The organism is Pseudomonas sp. MDT1-16 (genome assembly GCF_054898115.1).
The window spans coordinates 5,213,366-5,237,691 of sequence record NZ_CM142717.1; the positions used below are offsets into that span (position 1 = coordinate 5,213,366).

19 protein-coding genes are annotated in these 24,326 nt (G+C 59.7%); 8 read left to right on the forward strand and 11 right to left on the reverse strand.

The annotated features are described in order from the left end of the window. Window positions 1–2: 2 nt before the first annotated feature. Window positions 3–3,899 carry a phosphoribosylformylglycinamidine synthase gene (purL, locus tag ACYZT3_RS24045; RefSeq protein WP_462030900.1) on the reverse strand — a complete coding sequence of 1,299 codons (3,897 nt, stop codon included), beginning with the start codon at window positions 3,897–3,899 and terminating at the stop codon, window positions 3–5. Between the two features lie 273 nt (window positions 3,900–4,172). Between purL and mltF the strand changes: the two genes are divergently transcribed. After that, window positions 4,173–5,633, forward strand: coding sequence for a membrane-bound lytic murein transglycosylase MltF (gene mltF / locus ACYZT3_RS24050; protein ID WP_282382551.1), 1,461 nt, complete (start codon window positions 4,173–4,175; stop codon window positions 5,631–5,633). A gap of 30 nt (window positions 5,634–5,663) precedes the next feature. Here mltF and pdxJ read toward each other — a convergent pair whose 3' ends face one another. The 8 genes from pdxJ to lptF form a co-directional block, all read right to left on the reverse strand. After that, entirely contained in the window at window positions 5,664–6,410 is a 747-nt protein-coding gene (gene pdxJ, locus ACYZT3_RS24055; protein ID WP_282382553.1) for a pyridoxine 5'-phosphate synthase, read from the reverse strand. A 210-nt stretch (window positions 6,411–6,620) separates the two neighbouring features. Beyond that, window positions 6,621–7,304, reverse strand: coding sequence for a DNA repair protein RecO (gene recO, locus ACYZT3_RS24060; RefSeq protein WP_282382555.1), 684 nt, complete (start codon window positions 7,302–7,304; stop codon window positions 6,621–6,623). Window positions 7,305–7,470: 166 nt separating this feature from the next. Then, on the reverse strand, window positions 7,471–8,373 hold the full coding sequence (gene era, locus ACYZT3_RS24065) for a GTPase Era (RefSeq protein ID WP_282382557.1): 903 nt from the start codon (window positions 8,371–8,373) through the stop codon (window positions 7,471–7,473). Then, window positions 8,366–9,055, reverse strand: a complete 690-nt coding sequence (gene rnc / locus ACYZT3_RS24070; protein WP_282382559.1) for a ribonuclease III — start codon at window positions 9,053–9,055, stop codon at window positions 8,366–8,368. The genes era and rnc overlap by 8 nt, the downstream gene beginning before the upstream one ends. 184 nt (window positions 9,056–9,239) lie before the next feature. Beyond that, on the reverse strand, window positions 9,240–10,094 hold the full coding sequence (gene lepB, locus ACYZT3_RS24075) for a signal peptidase I (RefSeq protein ID WP_462030901.1): 855 nt from the start codon (window positions 10,092–10,094) through the stop codon (window positions 9,240–9,242). A gap of 5 nt (window positions 10,095–10,099) precedes the next feature. Then, a complete protein-coding gene (gene lepA, locus ACYZT3_RS24080) occupies window positions 10,100–11,899 on the reverse strand; it encodes a translation elongation factor 4 (protein ID WP_282382563.1) in 1,800 nt (599 codons plus the stop codon). 171 nt (window positions 11,900–12,070) lie between these two features. Continuing rightward, window positions 12,071–13,132: an LPS export ABC transporter permease LptG gene (gene lptG, locus ACYZT3_RS24085; RefSeq protein WP_282382565.1), complete on the reverse strand. Its 1,062-nt coding sequence runs from the start codon at window positions 13,130–13,132 to the stop codon at window positions 12,071–12,073. Continuing rightward, window positions 13,125–14,243: an LPS export ABC transporter permease LptF gene (gene lptF / locus ACYZT3_RS24090; protein WP_282382568.1), complete on the reverse strand. Its 1,119-nt coding sequence runs from the start codon at window positions 14,241–14,243 to the stop codon at window positions 13,125–13,127. The genes lptG and lptF overlap by 8 nt, the downstream gene beginning before the upstream one ends. A gap of 305 nt (window positions 14,244–14,548) precedes the next feature. Between lptF and ACYZT3_RS24095 the strand changes: the two genes are divergently transcribed. The 5 genes from ACYZT3_RS24095 (at window position 14,549) to rlmF (ending at window position 21,226) form a co-directional block, all read left to right on the forward strand. Continuing rightward, window positions 14,549–16,039: a leucyl aminopeptidase gene (locus ACYZT3_RS24095; protein ID WP_282382570.1), complete on the forward strand. Its 1,491-nt coding sequence runs from the start codon at window positions 14,549–14,551 to the stop codon at window positions 16,037–16,039. A gap of 60 nt (window positions 16,040–16,099) precedes the next feature. After that, window positions 16,100–16,528 carry a DNA polymerase III subunit chi gene (locus ACYZT3_RS24100; protein WP_282382572.1) on the forward strand — a complete coding sequence of 143 codons (429 nt, stop codon included), beginning with the start codon at window positions 16,100–16,102 and terminating at the stop codon, window positions 16,526–16,528. An 8-nt stretch (window positions 16,529–16,536) separates the two neighbouring features. Beyond that, complete coding sequence (locus ACYZT3_RS24105; RefSeq protein ID WP_462030902.1) at window positions 16,537–16,923, forward strand: DNA polymerase III subunit chi; 387 nt, start codon at window positions 16,537–16,539, stop codon at window positions 16,921–16,923. Between the two features lie 199 nt (window positions 16,924–17,122). After that, window positions 17,123–19,969: a valine--tRNA ligase gene (locus tag ACYZT3_RS24110; protein ID WP_282382576.1), complete on the forward strand. Its 2,847-nt coding sequence runs from the start codon at window positions 17,123–17,125 to the stop codon at window positions 19,967–19,969. A 234-nt stretch (window positions 19,970–20,203) separates the two neighbouring features. After that, a complete protein-coding gene (rlmF, locus tag ACYZT3_RS24115) occupies window positions 20,204–21,226 on the forward strand; it encodes a 23S rRNA (adenine(1618)-N(6))-methyltransferase RlmF (RefSeq protein WP_282382578.1) in 1,023 nt (340 codons plus the stop codon). Between the two features lie 102 nt (window positions 21,227–21,328). On the opposite strand, the gene ACYZT3_RS24120 is transcribed toward rlmF, so the two are convergent. After that, window positions 21,329–21,610 carry an HU family DNA-binding protein gene (locus ACYZT3_RS24120; protein WP_007905514.1) on the reverse strand — a complete coding sequence of 94 codons (282 nt, stop codon included), beginning with the start codon at window positions 21,608–21,610 and terminating at the stop codon, window positions 21,329–21,331. Between the two features lie 394 nt (window positions 21,611–22,004). On the opposite strand from ACYZT3_RS24120, the gene yejK reads away from it, so the two are divergent. Beyond that, window positions 22,005–23,009, forward strand: coding sequence for a nucleoid-associated protein YejK (gene yejK, locus ACYZT3_RS24125; protein ID WP_462030903.1), 1,005 nt, complete (start codon window positions 22,005–22,007; stop codon window positions 23,007–23,009). Next, entirely contained in the window at window positions 23,009–23,359 is a 351-nt protein-coding gene (locus ACYZT3_RS24130) for a glutaredoxin family protein (RefSeq protein ID WP_282382588.1), read from the forward strand. Before yejK ends, ACYZT3_RS24130 begins: the two co-directional genes overlap by 1 nt. 26 nt (window positions 23,360–23,385) lie before the next feature. Here ACYZT3_RS24130 and ACYZT3_RS24135 read toward each other — a convergent pair whose 3' ends face one another. Then, window positions 23,386–24,321, reverse strand: coding sequence for a glutathione S-transferase family protein (locus ACYZT3_RS24135; protein WP_282382590.1), 936 nt, complete (start codon window positions 24,319–24,321; stop codon window positions 23,386–23,388). Between the last annotated feature and the right edge of the window lie 5 nt (window positions 24,322–24,326).

Consider the following 24,326-nt stretch of genomic DNA (forward strand, 5'->3'; position numbering starts at 1 on the left):
GCTTAGTTAACCCAGACGCGAGCATTACGGAACATACGCATCCAAGGTGCGTCTTCGTTCCAGTCTTCCGAACGCCACGAGTTCTGCACCGCGCGGAACACACGCTCCGGGTGCGGCATCATGATGGTCACGCGACCGTCACGGCTGGTCAAACCGGTGATCCCACGCGGCGAGCCGTTCGGGTTGGCCGGGTAGTTTTCGGTAACCTTGCCGTGGTTGTCGACGAAACGCATCGCCACGCAACCCGACAGATCGGCTTCCAGGAGCGCTTCTTCGCTTTCGAACTCGGCATGACCTTCGCCGTGAGCGATGGCGATCGGCATGCGCGAACCGGCCATGCCTTGCAGGAAGATCGAGTTCGATTCCTGGACCTGAACCATCGCCACACGTGCTTCGAATTGCTCGGAACGGTTACGCACAAAGTGCGGCCAGAACTCGCTGCCCGGAATCAGCTCGTGCAGGTTGGACATCATCTGGCAACCGTTGCACACGCCGAGGGTGAAGCTGTCATTACGTTCGAAGAAGCCCTGGAACGCATCGCGAGCGCGGCTGTTGAACAGCGCGGACTTGGCCCAGCCTTCGCCGGCACCCAGGACGTCGCCGTAGGAGAAACCGCCGCAGGCCACCAGACCTTTGAACTCGTTCAAGTCGACACGGCCGGCCAGAATGTCGCTCATGTGCACGTCGATCGCGTTGAAACCGGCGCGGTCGAACGCGGCCGCCATTTCCACCTGACCGTTGACGCCCTGCTCACGCAGTACGGCAACTTGTGGGCGGATGCCTTTCTTGATGTAAGGCGCGGCGACGTCCTGGTTGACGTCGTAGCTTAGCTTGACGCTCAGGCCCGGGTTGTCTTCTTCCAGCAGCACGTCGAACTCTTGTTCGGCGCAGTCCGCGTTATCACGCAGACGCTGGATCTGGTAGCTGGTTTCAGCCCACTGACGTTGCAGCAGACGACGCTGACCTTCGAACACGGTTTCGCCGTTGAAGGTGATGTTGATCTGGCCGTTGTTCATCGGCTGACCGACCACCGAAACGCAGTCACCCAGACCGGCCGCGCTGAACTGCGCAAGAATGTCCGGCGTAGCGTCCTGACGAACCTGGATCACAGCGCCCAGTTCTTCGTTGAACAGAATCGCGGCGATGTCGGCGGAGGTTTCTGCCAGACCGTCGAGGTTCAAACTCAGGCCGCAGTGACCGGCGAAGGCCATTTCCACCACGCTGGTCAGCAGACCACCGTCGGAACGGTCGTGGTAAGCCAGCAGGTGACCGTCGGCGTTGAGGCCCTGGATCACCGCGAAGAAGGCTTTGAGGTCTTCGGAATCGTCAACGTCCGGCGCTTGCGAGCCGAGCTTGCCGTGAACCTGGGCCAGGATCGAGGCGCCCATGCGGTTCTGGCCACGGCCCAGATCGATCAGGATCAGGTCGGTGGTGCCCTTGTCCATGCGCAGTTCCGGCGTCAGGGTCTGACGGATGTCAGCCACAGGCGCGAAACCGGTCACGATCAGGGACATCGGCGACGTCACGGTCTTGTCGACGCCTTCGTCGTTCCAGCGGGTGGCCATGGACATGGAGTCCTTGCCCACCGGAATGGTAATGCCCAGCTCAGGGCACAGTTCCATGCCGACCGCTTTCACGGTGTCGTACAGTCGCGCGTCTTCACCTGGGTGACCGGCAGCGGACATCCAGTTGGCCGACAGTTTGATGTCGGAGATCTTGTTGATGCGCGAGGCACAAATGTTGGTCAGGGTTTCGCCGATGGCCATGCGGCCCGACGCCGGAGCGTCCAGCAGTGCCAACGGAGTGCGCTCGCCCATGGCCATGGCTTCACCGGTGTAAACGTCGAAGCTGGTCGCGGTGACGGCAACGTCGGCCACCGGAACCTGCCACGGGCCAACCATCTGATCCCGGGCCACGAGGCCGGTGATGGTGCGGTCACCGATGGTGATCAGGAAGCTTTTGCTCGCCACGGCAGGGTGATGCAGAACGCGCTCTACGCAATCTGCAATCTCAAGCGTCGACGGATCGAAGTCGTCGCCCAGTTCGTTTTCGCGAACGGCCGAACGGTGCATGCGCGGAGCTTTGCCCAGCAGCACTTCCAGCGGCATGTCCACCGGGCTGTTGCCGAAGTGGCTGTCGGTGACCGTCAGTTGCGGCTCGGCAGTGGCTTCGCCGACGACGGCAAACGGGCAGCGCTCGCGCTCGCAGATCGCCTGGAAGCGTTCGAAGTCCGCCGGGCCGACCGCCAGAACGTAGCGTTCCTGGGATTCGTTACTCCAGATTTCGTGCGGGGCCATGCCCGGCTCGTCGTTTGGAATGTTGCGCAGTTCGAAGCGACCACCACGGTTGCCGTCGTTGACCAGCTCCGGGAAGGCGTTGGACAGACCGCCCGCGCCCACGTCGTGGATGAAGCTGATCGGGTTGCGTTCACCCAACTGCCAGCAACGGTCGATGACTTCCTGGCAGCGACGTTCCATCTCAGGGTTTTCGCGTTGTACGGAAGCGAAGTCCAGGTCTGCCGAGCTGGTGCCCGTGGCCATGGAGGAAGCCGCACCGCCGCCCAGGCCGATCAACATCGCCGGGCCACCGAGCACGATCAGCTTGGAGCCAACGGTGATCTCGCCTTTCTGCACGTGTTCGGCACGGATGTTGCCCATGCCGCCGGCCAGCATGATCGGCTTGTGGTAACCGCGAACTTCGTCGCCACGCGGGGTGGTGATCGACTGTTCGAAGGTACGGAAATAACCGGTCAGGGCCGGACGACCGAATTCGTTGTTGAACGCGGCGCCACCCAGTGGGCCTTCGATCATGATGTCCAGCGCGGTAACGATGCGCTCAGGCTTGCCGTACGGCACTTCCCACGGCTGTTCGAAACCCGGGATTTGCAGGTTGGACACGGTGAAACCGGTCAGGCCAGCCTTTGGCTTGGCGCCACGACCGGTAGCGCCTTCGTCGCGAATCTCGCCGCCGCTACCGGTGGACGCGCCCGGGAACGGGGCAATCGCAGTCGGGTGGTTGTGAGTTTCGACTTTCATCAGGATGTGCACCGGTTCCTGTACCGCGCCGTACTGGCGGGTTTCAGGGTCCGGGAAGAAACGGCCGGCGACGTTACCGACGATCACCGAAGCGTTGTCCTTGTAAGCCGACAGCACGCCTTCGCTGTGCATCACGTAGGTGTTCTTGATCATGCCGAACAGGCTTTTTTCCTGGCTCTGACCGTCGATGTCCCAACTGGCGTTGAAGATCTTGTGACGGCAGTGCTCGGAGTTCGCTTGGGCGAACATCATCAATTCGATGTCGTGCGGGTTGCGCTTCAGGTCGACGAAGGCGTTGACCAGGTAGTCGATTTCGTCTTCAGCCAGGGCCAGGCCCAGCTCGGTGTTGGCTTTTTCCAGCGCGGCACGGCCGCCACCCAAGACGTCGATCGCGGTCAGCGGCTTCGGCTCGGCGTGGCGGAACAGGCCGGCGGCTTGTTCGAGGTTGCCCAATACGATCTGGGTCATGCGGTCATGCAGCGCATCGGAGATTAGCTGCGCTTGGGCGTCGCTGAACTGGCCGGCGACGTAGAACGCAATGCCGCGTTCCAGGCGCTGGATTTTCGTCAGGCCGCAGTTGCGAGCGATGTCGCTGGCTTTACTGGACCATGGCGAGATGGTGCCGAAACGCGGCAACACCAGGAACAGACGACCGGTCGGCTCTTGTACCGGAACACTTGGGCCGTACTTCAGAAGGCGCGCGAGCACCTGCTGTTCGTCGCCGGTCAGGACGCCGGTGACTTCAGCCAAGTGAGCGAATTCAGCATACAAGCCACTGACAGCCGGGACCTTCTGGCTCAGTTGCTCAAGGAGTTTGCTGTGGCGAAAGGCAGAAAGGGCAGGAGCGCCGCGCAGGATCAACATCTTCGGGACAGCCTCGGGAAGGGGTGTGCTTTGAGGCCGTGCATTCTAGCCTAAACAGCCCGCGACATCACCCGAAACGGTACGGGCGGCTACACCCGGGCGTCGGGACGGGTGTTTGGGCCTGAAACAAGGGGGGGCCAGGGGTTATTTTGCTGTCACACATTAGCGTCCGAGCCCATTCCTGCGGGCTTCACGCGGGTTTATCGCTCTCTAGCAGACAAGCCCTTCGCTGTCGAGATATGGCGCTCGTGGTCCTTTGCGTATACTGCGCAAATGTTTTCCCCAACGGCTTTGCGTCCGCGGTACGCCAAATGGCTGATCGCAACCGGACTCTTCCTGATGCTCAGTGGCTGTGTTGATAAACCCAACACGCTGGAGCGCCTAAAGGAGGACGGCGTGCTGCGGGTGGTTACCCGTAACAGCCCCGCCACCTACTTTCAGGATCGCAACGGTGAAACCGGCTTCGAATACGAGCTGGTGAAGCGCTTCGCCGACGATCTGGGGGTGGAACTCAAAATCGAAACCGCCGACAACCTCGACGACCTGTTCAATCAGGTGGGCAAACCCAACGGCCCAGTGATCGCTGCTGCCGGCCTGGTCAGCAGCGAAGTACGCAAAAAGCAGGTTCGGTTTTCCCACTCTTATCTCGAAGTCACCCCGCAGATTATCTATCGCAACGGCCAATCGCGGCCCACCGATGCGAAGGATCTGGTGGGCAAGAAGATCATGGTGCTCAAGGGCAGCACCCACGCCGAGCAGTTGGCGGAGCTGAAAAAGAAATACCCCGGCATTGATTACGAAGAGTCCGACGCCGTTGAAGTCGTCGACCTGCTGCGGATGGTCGATGAAGGTCAGATTGATCTGACCCTGGTCGACTCAAACGAAGTGGCGATGAACCAGGTCTACTTCCCCAAGGTGCGGGTCGCCTTCGACCTCGGTGACGCCAGCAACCAGAGCTGGGCCGTGGCCTCTGGCGACGACAATAGCTTGCTCAACGAGATCAACGCCTACCTCGACAAGGTGAAGAAGAACGGCACCCTGCAACGTCTGAAAGACCGCTATTACGGGCACGTCGATGTTCTCGGCTACGTGGGCGCCTATACCTTCGCCCAGCACTTGCAGCAACGGCTGCCCAAATACGAACAGCACTTCAAGGCGTACGCCAAGAAAGAGAAAGTCGATTGGCGCCTGCTGGCCGCGGTCGGCTATCAGGAATCATTATGGCAAGCGGCCGTCACGTCGAAGACCGGCGTGCGCGGCCTGATGATGCTGACCCAGAACACCGCGCAGGCCATGGGCGTTTCCAATCGACTGGACCCCAAACAAAGCATCATGGGCGGCGCCAAGTACCTGGCCTACGTGAAGGATCAGTTGGATGAGTCGATCCAGGAGCCGGATCGCACATGGTTTGCACTGGCGGCCTACAACGTTGGCAGCGGCCACCTGGATGACGCACGCAAACTGGCGGCCAAGGAAGGCTTGAACCCGGACAAGTGGCTGGACGTGAAGAAGATCCTGCCGCGTTTGTCAGAGAAGAAGTGGTACAGCAAAACCCGTTACGGCTACGCCCGTGGCGGCGAACCCGTTCACTTCGTGGCGAACATCCGCCGCTACTACGACATCCTGACGTGGGTGACGCAGCCGCAACTTGAAGGCAATCAGGTCGCCGAAGGCAACCTGCATGTGCCGGGGGTCGACAAGACCAAGCCGAATCAGGAAACCCCGCAGCTCTAAATCTTCGCTGCCTTCAAAGACGCCGCCGATTTAGCCTTTCAAAGCCGCAGCTAGAATCAATGCCTTCATCTCCGAAACAGCCGACTTGAACCCAACGAACAACGCATGCGCCACCAGCGCATGGCCGATGTTCAGTTCGTTGATGCCCTTGATCGCCGCGACCGCTTCAACGTTGTGATAGTGCAAACCATGGCCGGCATTGACGATCAGGCCTTGAGCCAGACCAAACGCCACGCCATCCGCCACACGCTTGAGCTCTTCAGCCACTTCAGTCGGCGTCTCGGCATCGGCGTAACGACCGGTATGCAGCTCGATGGCGGGCGCGCCGACACGACGGGACGCTTCGATCTGCCGCTCGTCAGCATCAATGAACAGCGACACTTCACAGCCGATCTTTGACAGGCGATCCACCGCTGCTTTAATCCGTACTTCCTGCCCCGCCACGTCCAGGCCGCCTTCGGTCGTCAGCTCCTGACGGGTTTCCGGCACCAGGCAAATATGCGCCGGACGAATCCGCTCGGCGAACACCATCATCTCTTCGGTAACGCCCATTTCGAAGTTCATGCGGGTTTGCAGTACATCCTTGAGCAGCAGCACGTCGCGCTCTTGAATGTGCCGACGGTCTTCGCGCAGGTGCACGGTGATGCCGTCAGCGCCCGCCTCTTCCGCGTCCAGTGCTGCCTTGACCGGATCCGGATAGCGCGTGCCCCGGGCCTGACGCAGGGTGGCAACGTGGTCGATGTTCACGCCAAGAAGAATGCGATTGCTGGTGGTCACGGAAGCGCTCCTGAAAATGGAAAAGTTCGGCGCACAGCATACACGGGGAGATAGGGTCTGTTGACGCTTGGTGATGGCCGTGACGGGATGACCACTTGGTGCAGGGCAAGGCGCGAGGAACGTAGTTTGGTTGTTCCAAATAAGCTCCGAGCAACGCAGCCCTGCGCCAAGTGGGCGCCCGTCGCGGCCATCACCAAGCGCCAACAGACCCTACGGCTTGCGAAACAACTCGCGACTGACCAAGGGACGGCCGCCCAGATGAACGGCCAATGCCTGACGCATCAAGCGCTTGGCTGCTGATAGCGCGCCAGGAGCTGACCAATCTGCATCGGCCATGGCCAACAGCTCGGTACCGTTGAACAAACCGGGTTGCAGCAGGTAAACCCGCTCAAGTCCGGCGTCCACCTGCAAACGGTAGAGACCGTCCGGCGCGATGGGCTCGTCGTGGAGGTCAGTGGTCAGGGCAAAGCCGTAACCCAAGTCGTCAAGCAGCCGCCATTCGAAGGAACGCAACAACGGCTCCAGCGGTCGGCCTTCGGCCAGCGCAAGCAGGGTCGCAGCGTAATGATCGAAGACTTCGGGATGGGGATCTTCTGAAGGCAACAGGCGAATCAACAACTCATTGAGGTAGAGACCGCTGAACAGCGCCTCACCGTTGAGCCAGGTGGAAACGCCAGCGCTTTCCATGCGACCGACGTTCTTCAATTCACCACGGCCACGGAACTCGACTTCCAGCGGCACAAAAGGCCGCGCCAGCGTCCCGGCCTTGCCCCGCGCACTGCGCAATACCGCCCGCAGCCGACCTTGCGGCGTGAGGAAATCCACCAACGCGCTGCTTTCGCGGTAGGCGCGGCTGTGAAGCACGAAAGCGGGTTGGCCGATGGGTTGGGACATGGAGTTCTCAGTAACGGAACGCAGTTTTACAAACAACCCAAAACCAATGTGGGAGCGAGCTTGCTCGCGATGAGGGCCTGATGTTCAACATGGATGTTGACTGGCAGACCGCTATCGCGCGCAAGCTCGCTCCCACAGGGGTTCCCTGGTGTATCAGGAACCGGAGTTACAGGTCGCCGTAACCCAGCGAACGCAGGGCGCGCTCATCGTCGGACCAGCCGCCTTTCACCTTGACCCAAAGGTTGAGCATGATCTTGGAATCGAACAGCAATTCCATGTCCTTGCGCGCCTCGGTGCCGATGCGTTTGATCCGCTCGCCCTTGTCGCCAATGATGATTTTCTTCTGGCCGTCGCGCTCAACGAGGATCAAGGCATGGATGTGCAGGGTTTTGCCCTGCTGCTTGAACTCTTCGATTTCGACGGTGATCTGGTACGGCAGCTCGGCGCCCATCTGGCGCATGATTTTCTCGCGCACCAGTTCAGCGGCGAGGAAGCGGCTGCTACGGTCGGTAATCTGGTCTTCCGGGAAGAAGTGATCGTTTTCCGGCAGGTAGCCGGCAATCACCCGCTCCAGCGCTTCGAGGTTGTGCCCGTGCTGGGCCGAGATCGGCATGATCTGCGCGTTCGGCAACTGTTCCTGCAACCAGGTCAGGTGCGGCATCAGCTCGGATTTGTCTTCGATGCGATCGGTCTTGTTCAGCGCCACGATCAGCGGGCCGGTCACGTATTGAACGCGCTCGAGGACCATCTGGTCTTCGTCGGTCCACTTGGTGCGGTCAACCACGAAGATCACCACGTCGACGTCTTTCAACGCGGCCGAAGCGGTCTTGTTCATGTAGCGGTTCAGGGCTTTCTCGCCACCTTTGTGCATGCCGGGGGTGTCGACGTAGATCGCCTGCACGCTGCCTTCGGTCTTGATACCGAGCATGTTGTGGCGAGTGGTCTGAGGCTTGCGCGAGGTGATCGCCAGCTTCTGACCGAGGATGTGGTTCAGCAGCGTGGACTTGCCCACATTGGGACGGCCGACGATGGCGACATAGCCACAGCGAGTTGCAGTTGAATCAGTCATGGCCATTCTCCACGCCCAGGGCAATCAGTGCTGCGGCCGCCGCTACCTGTTCGGCAATACGACGACTCACACCCTGACCTCGGCTTTTTTCATTCAGTAAGGTGATTTCACATTCGACGAAGAACGTCCGGCAATGCGGCTCACCCTGGATATCCACCACTTCGTAACGCGGCAGTTCACAACCCCGCGATTGCAGGAACTCTTGCAGGCGGGTTTTTGGATCTTTGTTGGTGTCGACCAGTGTCAGGCCTTCGAACTCCCCGGTCAGCCAGGCCAGCACGCGTTCGCGTGCCATGTCCATGCCGGCGTCCAGGTAGATCGCACCGATCAGCGCTTCAAGGGCATCGGCCAGAATCGACTCGCGACGGAAACCGCCGCTTTTCAATTCACCGGAACCCAGGCGCAGGTATTCGCCCAGATCGAAACCGCGGGCCAGTACGGCCAGGGTCTCGCCTTTCACCAGGCGTGCGCGCAAACGCGACAACTGGCCTTCGCGGGCCAACGGGAAGCGATCGAACAGCGCCTCGCCAGCGACGAAGTTAAGGATGGCATCACCGAGGAATTCCAGGCGTTCGTTGTTACGCCCGGCAAAGCTGCGGTGAGTCAGGGCCAGGACCATCAGTTCCTGATCCTTGAAGGTGTAGCCGAGCTGACGCTCGAGACGGCTTAAGGAGACGCTCACGGTTTACCCACGCTGAGTTCGTGGTTGGATTCCACCGCCATCGCCGTAATGCGGCGCAGGCTTGGGACAATTAACGCTGTGTTCAAAAATTACGTCCTGAATATCATTGTTTTCATGCTTCTGGCGCCGATTGTGCCGGTTCCAGAAATGCATTCGGCGCTGTGTTCAACAGCGCCGAGTGTGATTACTTGATCAGGCCAACCCGCGAGAAATTCGGCAGGTGACTGAGTTTAGGTTCCGGCCAGCTCATCCAGACTGCGAAGGCCTTGCCGACGATATTCTTGTCGGGAACCATGCCCAGCAGGTCCTTGGGAATACTCGGATCATCCCAGTAGCGACTGTCGTTCGAGTTGTCGCGGTTGTCGCCCATCATGAAGTAGTGCCCGGCCGGCACGGTCCACGAACGGTCCGGCGTTGCGCGGTAACGGCTCATTTCCTTGCGGATCAGGTGCTCGGCGACGCCAAGTTTTTCCTTGTAGAGCTCAGCGCTGCCCAACGTGCCCGGCTCGGAGCCGACCCGTTGTTCGGCAATCGACTCACCGTTGACGAACAGACGCTTGTCGGCGGTGTAACGAATCTGGTCACCCGGCAGGCCCACCACACGTTTAATGTAGTTGACGTTCGGATCGCTCGGGTAGCGGAACACCATCACATCGCCGCGCTGTGGATCACCCACTTCGATGACTTTCTTGTCGATCACCGGCAAGCGGATCCCGTAAGAAAACTTGTTCACCAAGATGAAGTCGCCAACGTCCAGGGTCGGTTTCATCGAGCCGGAAGGAATCTGGAACGGTTCCACCAGGAACGAACGCAGTACCAGCACGATGAACAACACCGGGAAGAACGACTTGCCGTATTCGACCAGCAGCGGCTCTTTGTTCAGTTTCTCGACGACCACCCTGTCAGCCTGGCTGACACTCCCCTGATAGGAGCTGATGGCAGCCCGGCGCCGTGGCGCCAGGAACAGCAGATCGAGCAACGCCAACAGGCCGCAGACGAACACGGCGATGACCAGCAACAGCGGGAAATTTAGTGACATAGGACCTAACTATCCAACCTGAGCACTGCAAGGAAGGCTTCTTGTGGAATTTCCACGTTGCCGACTTGCTTCATGCGTTTCTTACCGGCCTTTTGCTTTTCCAACAGCTTGCGCTTACGGCTAACGTCACCACCGTAGCATTTGGCCAATACGTTCTTTCTGAGCGCCTTGACAGAGGTCCGCGCAATAATCTGCCCACCAATGGCGGCCTGGATTGCGACGTCGAACATCTGACGTGGAATCAGTTCTTTCATCTTCTCGGTCAACTGGCGACCTTTGTAGTGCGCACTATCCTTGTGCACGATCAACGCCAGGGCGTCGACTTTGTCACCGTTGATCAGCACATCCAGTTTCACCAGATTAGCCGATTGATAACGATCGAAATGGTAATCCAGCGAAGCATAGCCACGGCTGGTGGATTTCAGACGGTCGAAGAAGTCCAGGACCACTTCGTTCATCGGCAAATCGTAGGTCACTTGAACCTGAGTACCGAGGAACAGCATGTCGTGCTGTACGCCACGCTTCTCGATGCACAGGGTAATGACGTTGCCCAGGTGCTCTTGCGGCACAAGAATATTGGCCCGCACGATGGGTTCACGCATGTCCTCGATCGAGGACAGGTCTGGAAGCTTCGACGGGTTGTCGACGTAAATCGTTTCACCGGTTTTCAGCAACAGCTCGAAAATTACCGTCGGCGCCGTGGTGATCAGGTCCAGGTCGTACTCACGCTCCAGGCGCTCCTGGATGATTTCCATGTGCAGCATGCCGAGGAACCCGCAACGGAAACCGAAGCCCAGAGCGTCGGAGCTTTCCGGGGTGTATTGCAGGGACGAGTCGTTGAGCGTGAGCTTTTGCAGGGCTTCACGGAAATCTTCGAAGTCGTCGGAGCTGACCGGGAACAGGCCGGCGTACACCTGCGGCTGAATACGTTTGAAACCGGGCAACACGTCGACGTCTGGCGTGGTGTTCAAGGTCAGGGTGTCACCCACCGGTGCACCGTGGATGTCCTTGATGCCGGCGATGATGAAGCCCACTTCGCCGGCCTTCAGGTCGACGGTGGCGGTGTGTTTCGGGTTGAACACACCGACGCTGTCCACCAAGTGGATCTTGCCGGTGGATTTAACCAGGATCTTGTCGCCCTTCTTCACGCGACCGTGGCGCACGCGCACCAGGGAAACAACGCCCAGGTAGTTGTCGAACCAGGAATCGATGATCAACGCTTGCAGCGGAGCTTCATAGTTGCCGGTTGGCGCAGGAATGGTCTTGACCAGGCGCTCGAGTACTTCGTCGACGCCCAGACCGGTCTTGGCACTGCACTCGACCGCATCGGTGGCATCGATACCGATGATTTTTTCGATTTCTTCTTTGACGCGGTCCGGATCGGCCTGAGGCAGGTCGATCTTGTTCAGGACCGGCATGACTTCCAGGCCCTGCTCGATCGCCGTGTAGCAGTTGGCAACCGACTGCGCTTCAACGCCCTGACCGGCATCGACCACCAGCAACGCGCCTTCACAGGCCGCCAGCGACCGGCTGACTTCATAGGTGAAGTCAACGTGGCCCGGGGTGTCAATGAAGTTCAGCTGGTACTTGATGCCATCGCGAGCGGTGTAATACAGGGTGACGCTGTGGGCCTTGATGGTGATCCCGCGTTCACGTTCCAGGTCCATGGAGTCCAGAACCTGGGCTTCCATTTCGCGCTCGGCGAGGCCGCCACACATCTGGATGAAGCGATCGGCCAGCGTCGACTTGCCATGGTCAATGTGGGCGATGATGGAGAAATTGCGGATATGACTCAAATCACTCACGGATCAACACTCAAAAAGGCTGCAGGCATAGCCCGCCGAAAAATAGCCGGGAATTGTACCTGATCCACGGCGCAAGCGTCACGTTCGCAGGTCAGACGGCGGTTACAAAAACGCCCCGGTCTTGCGACAGGGGCGTTTTGAGTGGCCAGCAAGGTCAGTAGAAACCCCTGATCAACCGGCCCTGCGCAATAACCAGACCCCGGCCAAGGCACAAACACCCGCCGGAACAAGTACCGCAAACAGTGGCGAGAAACCGAAGACCAGGCTCGAAGGACCGAGCAGATCCTGAACGATGCGGAAGGTGAAGCCCACCAGCACGCCAGTGAACACCCGCTGCCCGAGGGTCACCGAGCGCAACGGACCGAAGATGAAGGAAATCGCCATCAGCACCAGCGCGGCGGTAACCAGCGGCTGCAACACCTTGACCCAAAATGCCAGCCAGTAACGACCATTGTTCAGGCCCTGATCAGCCAGGTAGTGGATGTAACCCCACAGACCGCTAATCGACAGCGTGTCAGGCGACATGACCACGGTACTCAACAACTGCGGGCTCAAGGCGACATTCCAGCGCTCGACCGGGGCGGTGACCACTTCAGTGCTCTTTTCATGGAACAACGTGGTGGTGACGTCGCTCAACTGCCAGTGATCCTGATCGAACTTCGCTCGCTTGGCGAAGCTGGAAGACAGCATATGACGCTCTTTGTCGAAACGATAACGGGTGACGCCGTACAGCAGACCGTTGGGTTGCACAGAGTTGACGTGAATAAACTCATCACCCTGGCGATGCCACAAACCATGCTTGGCGCTTTGCGCATCGCCCCCGCCCTGAGCCAGGGAGCGATTGGCCTGAGCGGTGACTTCGGTGGCCGGCGCAACGTATTCGCCGATCAGCACACCCACCACCATCAGGATCAGCATCGGCTTCATGACCGCCCAGACGATTCGCCCGATCGACACGCCCGCAGCGCGCATGATGGTCAGCTCGCTGTGACTGGCCAGACTGCCGAGGCCGATCAGGCAACCGATCAGCGCTGCCATTGGCAACATGTCGTAAAGACGGCGCGGCGCGGTCAACAGGACATAACTCAACACGTCGACCAAGGTGTAGGTGTCGCTGACGTCACTCATTTCATCGATGAAAGCAAACAGTGTTGCCAGACCGAGAATGATCCCCAGTACCGCCAGAATCGCCACGAACACGCTGCTACCAATGTAGCGATCGAGCTTATCCACGAGCCACCTCCTGCGCGCTGCGGCGACTCGCCAGCTTCAGCTGCAAGGGTTCCCAATAGAGCAAGCCCAGGCCGATGGCCAGGAAGATTGCATGCACCCACCACAACCCCAGAGCAGGCGGGATCTTGCCCTTTTCAAGGGCGCCGCGAGCGGCAATCAGGATGGACAGGTAAGCCATATAAAGAAGAATCGCCGGCAGCAGCTTGAGGAAACGGCCCTGACGCGGGTTGACCCGCGATAACGGCACCGCCATCAAGGTCACGATGAAGACCAGCAATGGCAAGGACAGACGCCATTGCAATTCGGTACGCGAACGGATGTCGTCACTGCCCAGCAACGAGGCGGTGGTCATTGCGTCACGGTCGGTCACTTCGTCACTGACGTCCGGCTTGGGCAGCAATACGCCGTACTCGTCGTACTTGATCGCCCGGTAGTCGGCCTGACCCGGATTGCCGTCATAGCGATAGCCGTTGTCGAGAATCAGGTAACGGTTACCGTCGGGGCGAATTTCCTGACGGCCCCTCTCGGCCACCAGCACGGAAATTCCACGGTCCTTCTTATCGGACGAGACGTTCTTTTGCGAAATGAAGACGCCGCCGAGGTTGACGCGGTCATCCGACAGCGTTTCGGTGTAGGTCACCCGCGTGCCGTCACGCAAAGCCTGGAAGCGGCCCGGTTCCAGGGTGTCGAACTCGGTCAGGGCATCCTGCTTGTTCAACAGCAACTGGAATTGGTTGGCGCCTTGTGGCGCCAGGCTCAGGCTCAGCCACGCCACCACCAGTGCAACCAGGGTGGCCGGAAAAAGGGTCATGGTAAATAGACGCTGCTGGCTCATGCCGGTGGCCGACAGCACGGTCATTTCACTTTCAAGGTACAGGCGACCGTAGGCCAGCAGGATTCCGAGAAACAGGCCCAGAGGCAAAATCAGCTGCAGGAAACCCGGCAGACGGAAGCCCATGATCAGGAATAGCGAGCCCGGATCCAGGAGGCCAGAGGCCGCCTGGGCGAGGTATTTGATGAAGCGACCGCTCATGATGATGACCAGCAGCACAGCGCTGACGGCGCTCAAGGTCAACAGGACTTCGCGGGATAGATAACGGAAGACGATCAAACCAGACACTCCAGGGTTGTCAGGCTAAGGCGGCCAAACAAGCAAACGCATCAGCCGGCTCGAAGGGCAGAGCCGCCGAAAAAGATGCGCATTATCCTGTGATTGAGCGCGCCTGTCACTGCGCACGCTCAAGCAGGCGGCTAAAGCGTTGAAGATCGTACAACCGAGGGTTGTCAGGCTCGGGGCACGAGGTTCAAACTGCGGCCTTTGTTGCAGGCCGTGACCTGCGTCTTTCTATTTATAAGCAAGCTCGAACGCATGCCATCGAACACTTGCGTGTTGACTATTAATTCAGGGACCCGGACATGGAACTGGTTGTAAAAAGCGTTAGCCCAGAAACGTTGAAAACCGCCACTCTGGTAGTCGCCGTCGGCGAAGGCCGCAAGCTCGGCGCTGTCGCCAAACAACTCGACGAACTGAGCGGTGGCGCCATCAGCGCTGTGCTCAAGCGCGGCGACTTGGCGGGCAAAGTCGGTCAGAGTCTGTTGCTGCACAGCCTGCCGAACCTCAAGGCCGAGCGCGTGCTGCTGGTGGGCGTAGGCAAGGACGAAGAACTGGGCGACCGCCCGTTCCGTAAAATCATCGCCGGCATCCTCAACACCCTTAAAGGCCTGGGCGGCAGCGATGCGGTGCTGGCCCTGGACGAAGTGGTGGTCAAAGGCCGCGACAGCTACGGCAAGACCCGCCTGCTGGCGGAAACCCTGGTGGACGGCGAGTACACCTTCGACCAGTTCAAGAGCCAGAAAGCCGAACCGCGCGCCCTGAAGAAAGTCACCCTGGTGACCATCAAGGCTGCCCAGGCTGAAGTCGAGCGCGCCGTGGCCCACGCCACCGCCATCGCCAACGGCATGGCATTCACCCGCAACCTGGGCAACCTGCCGCCGAACATCTGCCACCCGACGTTCCTGGGTGAGCAAGCCAAAGACCTGGGCAAAGAATTCAAGAGCCTGAAAGTCGAAGTCCTGGATGAGAAGAAGATCAAGGACCTGGGCATGGGCTCGTTCTACGCCGTCGGCCAGGGCAGCGCCCAGCCACCGCGCCTGATCGTCATGCAATACAACGGCGGCAAGAAATCCGAGAAGCCGTACGCACTGGTCGGCAAAGGCATCACCTTTGACACGGGCGGCATCAGCCTGAAGCCAGGCGCCGGCATGGATGAAATGAAGTACGACATGGGCGGCGCTGCCAGCGTATTCGGCACCCTGCGTGCCGTGCTCGAGCTGAAACTGCCGATCAACCTGGTGTGCATCCTCGCGTGCGCCGAGAACATGCCAAGCGGCAATGCTTCGCGTCCTGGCGACATCGTCACCACGATGAGCGGCCAGACCGTGGAAATCCTCAACACCGACGCCGAAGGCCGTCTGGTGCTGTGCGACGCCCTGACCTACTCCGAGCGCTTCAAGCCACAAGCGGTGATCGACATCGCGACCCTGACCGGCGCTTGCGTCGTCGCGCTGGGTTCCCACACGTCCGGCCTGCTGGGTAACAACGACGAGCTGATCGGTCAGCTGCTGAGCGCCGGCCAATCGGCCGATGACCGTGCCTGGCAACTGCCGCTGTTCGACGAGTACCAGGAACAGCTGGACAGCCCGTTCGCCGACATCGCCAACATTGGTGGTCCGAAAGCCGGCACCATCACCGCGGCCTGCTTCCTGTCGCGCTTCACCAAGAACCTCAACTGGGCGCACCTGGACATCGCCGGCACGGCCTGGACCAGCGGCGGCAAGGACAAGGGCGCCACTGGCCGTCCGGTCCCCCTGCTGACCCAGTACCTGCTGGATCGCGCCAAAGCCTGAAACCGATGACCTCGGTCGGCGCCACTTTCGCGTGACGCCGACCTTGGCTCAGGAACCGCAATGACCAAAGTCGACTTCTATATCCTGCCCAGCGCCGATCCTTCGGCACGGCTGGATTTCGCCTGCAAACTCACCGAAAAAGCCTGGCGCATGGGCCACCGCATCTATCTGCATTGCAGCGATGCTGCACAGCGCGACGATCTCGATGCGCGTCTGTGGGCCTTCAAGGGCGAAAGCTTCGTGCCTCATGGCCCTGCTGAAAATGAGCCCGACGGTTTGATTGTGCTGGGTCTTGGCGATGACTGCGGTCAGCATCAGGACCTGCTGGTCAACCTCGACTTGAAGGTCCCGGCCTTTGCCAACCGGTTCGCCCGCGTGGCGGAAGTGGTGGTGGAAGATCCGACCATTCGTACGGCTGCGCGGGAGAGTTTCCGCTTCTACCGCGAACAGGGCTATCCTCTGCAAGATCACCGTTTACAGCGACTCTGAGCATTCCGATGGACACTCCAAAACCGCAACAAAAGTCCGCGCACCTGCTGGACGACCTCGAGTCGATCCGCCAACTGCTCGGCGATGACAACCTGCAACCACCCTTGCTCACCGACACGGTCGAGGAAGGTGATCAGGAACAGATTCCGATGCTGTTCGATATGGTCGGCGTCAACCCGCCAACCCTCGCACCGGCTGCGCCCGCCCCTGCCGCCCAACCGGCACCCTCCGCCAGTGGGGGTCCGGACGACCTGCTGCACCTGGACAGCGAACTGCGCGCCGCCGCGCAATTGATCATGCAAGACGTGATCGACGACTTCGCGCCGCACATCGAAACCGAAATCAAACGCCGCCTCAGCGCGCGGATGGAACGGTTGTTGAGCCAGTACGAGTAACCCCCCATCCCCTGTGGGAGCGAGCTTGCTCGATAGCGATGTAACAGCCAGCAGAGATGTTGAATGTTATGCCCTCATCGCGAGCAAGCTCGCTCCCACATTAGTTCTGCGCCCTGTCTGCACCTGCTCGCCCTACGCCCCATGCCCCGCTATACTTGCCGGCTTTTCCTGAATAAATGCCAATAGGGTCCCGCCGCGCATGGATAAGACCTACCAGCCGCACGCCATTGAAACTTCCTGGTACAACACCTGGGAGTCAGAGAATTACTTCGCCCCGCAAGGCGCGGGCGAGTCCTACACCATCATGATCCCGCCGCCGAACGTCACCGGCAGCCTGCACATGGGTCACGGCTTCAACAACGCGATCATGGACGCCCTGATCCGTTTCCGTCGCATGCAGGGTCGCAACACCCTTTGGCAACCGGGTACCGACCACGCCGGTATCGCCACGCAAATGCTGGTGGAGCGTCAACTCGAAGCCCAGGGCCAGAATCGCCACGATCTGGGCCGCGAAAAATTCCTCGATAAAGTCTGGGAATGGAAGGATCAGTCTGGCGGCAACATCAGCCGTCAGATCCGACGCCTCGGCTCGTCCGTGGACTGGAGCCGCGAGCGCTTCACCATGGACGATGGCCTCTCGGAATCGGTGAAAGAAGCCTTTGTGCGTCTGCACGAAGACGGCCTGATCTACCGCGGCAAGCGCCTGGTCAACTGGGACACCAAGCTGCACACGGCGATTTCCGACCTCGAAGTGGAAAACCACGATGAGAAAGGTTTCCTGTGGAACCTGAAATACCCGCTGGCCGACGGTGCCAAGACCGCTGAAGGCAACGATTACCTGATCGTCGCGACCACTCGTCCGGAAACCATGCTCGGCGACGCCGCCGTAGCGGTTAACCCGAACGATGAACGCTACCAGGCCCTGATCGGCAAATTTGTCGAGCTGCCGCTGGTCGGCCGCCGCATTCCGATCATCGCCGACGATTACTGCGATCCAGAATTCGGCACCGGCTGCGTGAAAATCACCCCGGCCCACGATTTCAACGACTACGAAGTTGGCAAGCGCCACCACCTGCCGCTGCTGAACATCTTCGACAAGAACGCCGCTGTATTGCCGGCCTGTCAGGTGTTCAACCTCGACGGCACGCTCAACGAAAGCATCGACGGCAAGATCCCGGCCGAATACGCCGGCCTCGACCGTTTTGAAGCGCGCAAGCAGATCGTTGCTGCGTTCGATGCTGCCGGCCTCTTGGTCAGCGTCAACGATCACGCCCTGAAAGTGCCGAAAGGCGACCGTTCCGGGACCATCATCGAGCCATGGCTGACCGACCAGTGGTACGTGTCGACCAAGCCATTGGCCGAGCCTGCGATTGCCGCCGTTGAAGACGGCCGCATTCAGTTCGTGCCCAAGCAATACGAAAACATGTACTTCTCGTGGATGCGCGACATCCAGGATTGGTGCATCAGCCGTCAGCTGTGGTGGGGCCACCGGATTCCGGCCTGGTACGACGAGTCGGGCAAGGTCTATGTCGGTCGCGACGAAGCCGAAGTCCGTGCCAAGCACAACCTCGGCCCGGACATTGCCCTGCAACAGGACAACGACGTTCTCGACACTTGGTTCAGTTCCGGCCTGTGGACGTTCTCCACGCTCGGCTGGCCTGAGCAGACCGAATTCCTGAAGAAATTCCATTCCACCGACGTGCTGGTCACCGGCTTCGACATCATTTTCTTCTGGGTTGCCCGGATGATCATGCTCACCATGCACTTGGTGAAGAACGAAGACGGCACGCCGCAGGTTCCGTTCAAGACCGTTTATGTTCACGGTCTGGTGCGCGATGGCCAGGGCCAGAAGATGTCCAAGTCCAAGGGCAACGTTCTGGACCCGCTGGACATCATCGACGGTATCGAGCTGGAAGCGCTGGTGCAGAAACGCACCTCCGGCATGATGCAGCCGAAACTGGCGAAGAAGATCGAGAAGCAGACCCGCGACGAATTCGCCGACGGCATCGCCAGCTACGGCACTGACGCCCTGCGTTTCACCTTTTGCTCGCTGGCCTCCACCGGTCGCGACATCAAGTTCGACATGGGCCGCGTTGAAGGCTATCGCAACTTCTGTAACAAGATCTGGAACGCCGCGCGCTACGTGCTGGACAAGGGCGAAGACTGCGGCCAGAACGGCGAGGCTTACGAGCTGTCGCTGGCGGATCGCTGGATCATTTCGCAGCTGCAACGCACCGAAGCCGAAGTGACCCGTCAACTCGATCAGTTCCGTTTCGACCTGGCCGCACAAGCCTTGTACGAGTTCATCTGGAACCAGTATTGCGACTGGTACCTGGAACTCTCCAAGCCTGTGCTGTGGGACGAGAACGGTCCGATCGAGCGTCAACGTGGCACACGTCGCACGCTGGTACGGGTGCTGGAAGTTGCCCTGCGTCTGGCGCACCCGTTCATGCCGTTCATCACCGAAGAAATCTGGCAGCGTATCGCGCCGCTGGCCGGTATCGAAGGCAAGACGATCATGCTGCAACCCTGGCCAGTGGCCAATGAAGAGCGCATCGATCCGGCCGCCGAGAACGACATCGAATGGCTCAAGGAGTTGATGCTCGGCACGCGCAACATCCGTGGCGAAATGAACATCGGTCCAGGCAAGCCGCTGAACCTGTTCCTGAAAAACGTCAGCGCCGAAGATCAGCGTCGTCTCACCGAGAACGAAGCCTTGCTGAAGAAGCTGGCTCGCCTCGAATCGATCACCGTGTTGGCCGCCGGCGAAGAAGCGCCGCTGTCCGCCACGGCTCTGGTCGGCGAGATGGAAGTGCTGGTGCCGATGGCTGGCCTGATCGATAAAGATGCCGAGCTGGCGCGTCTGGACAAGGAAATCCTGCGTCTGCAGGGCGAAGTTCAGCGCGTGGGTGGCAAGCTGTCTAACGCTGGCTTCGTCGACAAGGCTCCAGCCGAAGTCATCGACAAGGAACGCGCCAAACTGGCCGAGGCTGAACAGGCCCTGGGCAAGCTGGCCGAGCAGCATGCGCGGATTGCCAGCCTGTAACGGCAAATCGCAATGAACAAGGGAGGCCCGAGACGGCCTCCCTTTTTTGTGCCTGCCCCTTTTCGCTTTCTGTAGGAGCGAGGCTTGCCCGCGAAGAACGATAACGCGGTCTACCTGATTGACCATGTCGCGTCCTTCGCGGGCAAGCCTCGCTCCTACAGGAGGATCCCCGCGTTGCCATCGACTGTGGGACAATACCCGCCACTTTTAGCCATACCCGAATCGACAACGCCCATGAACGCCCCCCGTACACCAAGACCTGCGCGCAAGAAGCCTGACACCGCCACCCCGGCCAAAGCCGTGGAGCCTCGTGAGAAGGCCAGCCTGCATCCGCGCAACCGCCATCAGGGTCGTTACGACTTCCCGGCGTTGATCAAAACCACGCCGGAACTGGCGAAGTTCGTGATCATCAACCCGTATGGCAAGGAAAGTATCGACTTCGCCAGCCCGGACGCGGTGCGTGTGTTCAACCGGGCGCTGCTCAAATCGTTCTATGGCATCGCCCACTGGGACATCCCGGCCGATTACCTCTGCCCCCCGGTTCCGGGCCGTGCCGATTACGTGCATTTCCTGGCCGACCTGCTGGCCAGCGTCAACGACGGCGAGATCCCGCGCGGCGCGCCGGTCAAGGTGCTCGATATCGGCATGGGCGCAAACTGCGTCTATCCGCTGATCGGCTACAGCGACTACCGCTGGCACTTCCTCGGCTCGGAAGTCGACCCGACGGCCGTGGCCGCTGCCAAAGCCATCGTGCAGTCGAACGGGCTGAACAAAGCCATCCAGTTGCGTCTGCAAAGCAATCCCAAGCACATTCTGCTGGGCCTGCTGGAACCCGGCGAACGCTTTGACCTGACCATGTGCAACCCGCCGTTCCACGCATCTATGGACGAGGCCACCAAGGGCAGCGAGCGTAAATGGCGCGCGCTGGGCCGTGCCGACCCGAAACGCAAGCTGCCAGTGCTGAACTTTGGCGGTCAATCGGCCGAACTGTGGTGTGAAGGCGGCGAAGCACGGTTTGTGACGCAATTGATCGCCGAAAGCGCCCATTTCCAGCACAAAGTACTGTGGTTCAGCACCCTGGTTTCGAAGGCCTCGAACCTGCCGGCGATCCAGACGGCGCTGAAAAAGGCGGGCGTACTGGAAAGCCAGGTCGTGGAAATGTCCCAAGGGCAGAAGCAAAGCCGCTTCGTCGCCTGGACCTTCCAAACCAAATCCGAGCAACAAACCTGGCGCGAACGCTGGGCTCGCAAAAGCTGAGTAGCAACTGAAACAGCGATTGGCCCCTGGTCAATCGCTGAATCGCAGACGCAAAAAAACCGTGCCCGGATTGCTCCGGAGCACGGTTTTTTTTACTGCGTCTTACTTGTTAACAGCGTCGGTCAGGCCTTTGGCCACAACCAGCTTGATAACTTTCTTGGCAGCGATTTCGATGGCAGCGCCAGTCGAAGGGTTGCGGCCAGTACGGGCAGGACGCTCGGTCACTTTCAGTTTGCCGATACCTGGCAGAGTGATTTCGCCGCCGTTTTCCAGCTGATCGGCAACGATTTGGCCCAGTTGGTCCAAAGCATTACGCGCGGTGGTTTTTGGCGCGTCGATAGCTTCAGCGATGTCGGCGATCAGTTGGTCTTTAGTAAGAGCCATGTAGTGTTCCTTCCCTATCAAATTCATATGGATTGCAGAGTGCAGTGTCAGCCATCGAGCCCGATCTTCTGGATCTGGCACCCTCGGCCAATAACCACGGGATCGGGGTTATAGATACCGAAATCAGGGTTTGGTTCGACCTGACAAATGCTGAATGCACGCTTAACGCAGTGACTTCGCGTAAGACCGGGCAAAACTAGCACAGAGACGGGGAAATATCCGCCTCTAGCTACCCAAATGGTCAGCTTTATTACCCTAAAACCGTAAAAAACAGCATAAGCGTCATCGGACACCCGCGAATCGCCCTTCGTGCCGCGCCGAAACCAGTGGTTGCGGTACACTGAGCGCTTTTTCGGGGAGCACGCCCTCCTCTCTTCAATCAGCCGAGAAGCCCATGCCGATCCGTCATTGCATCGTCCACCTGATCGACAAAAAACCCGACGGCACACCAGCAGTTCTCCATGCTCGCGACGAAGCACTGCCCGAGTCGAGCGCCATCGAGTACATGCTTGCCGACCTCAACGAGAGCTACAACGCCAAACAAGGCAAGGCCTGGGGTTTCTTCCATGCCGAGTCCGGGGCGCATCCGTTCAGCGGCTGGCTGAAGGAATACCTCGATGGCGGCAAGGATTTCACCGCGTTTAGCCGTGTGGCGGTAGAACATCTGCAAAAGCTGATGGAAGAGTCGAACCTCTCTGTGGGCGGTCATGTGCTGTTTGCGCATTACCAACAAGGCATGACCGACTACCTGGCGATCGCCCTGCTGCACCACAGTGAAGGCGTTGCAGTGACCGATCAGCTGGACGTGACCCCGTCCCGGCATCTGGATTTGGGCCAACTGCATCTGGCGGCGCGGATCAACGTCTCCGAATGGCAGAACAACAAGCAGTCCAAGCAGTACATTTCGTTCATCAAAGGCAAGAACGGCAAAAAGGTTTCGGAGTATTTCCGCGACTTCATCGGCTGCCAGGAAGGCGTCGACGGCCCGGGCGAAACCCGCACCTTGCTCAAGGCGTTCAGCGACTTCGTCGAAAGCGAAGACCTGCCGGAAGAATCCGCCCGCGAGAAAACCAAGACTCTGGTGAATTACGCCAGCAGTCAGGCAAAATTGGGCGAGCCCATGGGCCTGGAAGAACTCTCGGAACTGATCGACGAAGAGCACCCGAAAGCCTTCTACGACCACATTCGCAACAAAGACTACGGCCTGTCCCCGGAAATCCCGGCAGATAAACGTACCCTCAATCAGTTCCGCCGCTTCACCGGTCGCGCCGAAGGCCTGTCGATCAGCTTCGAAGCGCACCTGCTGGGCTCGAAGATCGAATATGACGAAGAAGCCGGCACGCTGATCATCAAAGGCCTGCCGACCCAACTCACTGACCAGCTCAAGCGACGCAACTGATGTTGGGCGGCGTGCTGAAGAAAATCCTGCTGATCTTGCTGGTGGTCGTGGTTTATCAGAACTGGGGCAAGATCGAGCGGGTGTTCCACCCGGCGCAAGTGGTGTCCGAGCAGACTCAGGCCAAGGCCAACGTCGTGCTCTACGCCACCGAATGGTGCGGATACTGCAAATTGACCCGGCGCTTTCTCGACCAGAAAGGCATTCCGTACAAGGAATTCGATATCGAGAAAGATGCCGAGGCGCGCAAGGCTTATGAGGCGCTGGGTGGCGGCGGGATTCCGATCATCGATGTGAACGGGACGTTGATTCGCGGGTATGACCCGGATGCGATTCTCGCGGCCCTAAAATAATTCGATCGGGGTAATTAATACTTGTGTCAGCGTGCCTCGATGCGGAACCCGAACCGCGGAAAATGCACATGCACCAACCCGCCACGCTCGTCTTCACGGCGCAAAATCAATTCCTCACGCCCCGCAAACAGCAGCTCACCGGCCACCGAATCAACGCCGTAGTCAGTGGCCGCAATCACCACCAATTGGCCCACCTCAAACCCGTTCGGCTCATCGAACTGCTCATCCGGCAATGCGGCCGGTGTGGCATTACGCGCGACCTCCAGCGCCTCCTCGGACGTCATCTCGCTGAACGCGCCATGACCGAAGCCCATCACGCGCCCGAACCATGCGCTGACCGCGGGATAGGCATCAACCAACGGTGAAGTTACCGGTGTGGCTTTGAGGAACCACAGCGGATGGGCCAGGGCAAAGTCGGCAATCGACGGCTCGCCGAACAGGAAGTCGCCCTGTTCGCGCTGAAGCTGCTGCTCCAGACGTCCCATGATCGTCGGCCATTGATGCTTGGCCTGCTCTGCGGACAAACGTGTAGCGCTGCCTCCACTGAACAGCCCGGCGCGATCGGCCATGAATGCCTTGATCGCCTCTGGCGGTAATGCGCCAAAGCGCACGGCCACCGATTCCGGCTGAAACACCAGGCTCACTGCATGCTGGAACACCACAGAATCTGCCCACGCTGCGAACGTCGCGGCGATCATTTCCTGACCTTCCGGGAAGAACGCCGGCAAGGCTTTTTCCTGTTCCAGACGGCGGGCGATCAGCGACGTGTCGCAATAGATATCTGCGCCAATCTGCAACACCGGTGTCTTGCGGTAGCCGCCGGTCAGCGCGGTCAAATCGGGTTTAGGCATCACCGGCGAGATCTTCACCGAGCGCCAGGACAGCCCCTTGAAACCCAGCAGCAGGCGGGCCTTTTCGGCGAAAGGGGACGTCGGGTAATGATGAAGAATTAACTCTGACATGCTCG

What these genes read in the sequence shown, in the direction of transcription:
- recO (WP_282382555.1), bottom strand. Translation starts at nt 7,304, where the DNA reads ATGTCCCAACCCATCGGCCAACCCGCTTTCGTGCTTCACAGCCGCGCC.
- era (WP_282382557.1), bottom strand. Translation starts at nt 8,373, where the DNA reads ATGACTGATTCAACTGCAACTCGCTGTGGCTATGTCGCCATCGTCGGC.
- purL (WP_462030900.1), bottom strand. Translation starts at nt 3,899, where the DNA reads ATGTTGATCCTGCGCGGCGCTCCTGCCCTTTCTGCCTTTCGCCACAGC.
- mltF (WP_282382551.1), top strand. Translation starts at nt 4,173, where the DNA reads ATGTTTTCCCCAACGGCTTTGCGTCCGCGGTACGCCAAATGGCTGATC.
- ACYZT3_RS24130 (WP_282382588.1), top strand. Translation starts at nt 23,009, where the DNA reads ATGTTGGGCGGCGTGCTGAAGAAAATCCTGCTGATCTTGCTGGTGGTC.
- ACYZT3_RS24110 (WP_282382576.1), top strand. Translation starts at nt 17,123, where the DNA reads ATGGATAAGACCTACCAGCCGCACGCCATTGAAACTTCCTGGTACAAC.
- ACYZT3_RS24135 (WP_282382590.1), bottom strand. Translation starts at nt 24,321, where the DNA reads ATGTCAGAGTTAATTCTTCATCATTACCCGACGTCCCCTTTCGCCGAA.
- rlmF (WP_282382578.1), top strand. Translation starts at nt 20,204, where the DNA reads ATGAACGCCCCCCGTACACCAAGACCTGCGCGCAAGAAGCCTGACACC.
- ACYZT3_RS24105 (WP_462030902.1), top strand. Translation starts at nt 16,537, where the DNA reads ATGGACACTCCAAAACCGCAACAAAAGTCCGCGCACCTGCTGGACGAC.
- yejK (WP_462030903.1), top strand. Translation starts at nt 22,005, where the DNA reads ATGCCGATCCGTCATTGCATCGTCCACCTGATCGACAAAAAACCCGAC.
- ACYZT3_RS24120 (WP_007905514.1), bottom strand. Translation starts at nt 21,610, where the DNA reads ATGGCTCTTACTAAAGACCAACTGATCGCCGACATCGCTGAAGCTATC.
- ACYZT3_RS24100 (WP_282382572.1), top strand. Translation starts at nt 16,100, where the DNA reads ATGACCAAAGTCGACTTCTATATCCTGCCCAGCGCCGATCCTTCGGCA.
- ACYZT3_RS24095 (WP_282382570.1), top strand. Translation starts at nt 14,549, where the DNA reads ATGGAACTGGTTGTAAAAAGCGTTAGCCCAGAAACGTTGAAAACCGCC.
- lepB (WP_462030901.1), bottom strand. Translation starts at nt 10,094, where the DNA reads ATGTCACTAAATTTCCCGCTGTTGCTGGTCATCGCCGTGTTCGTCTGC.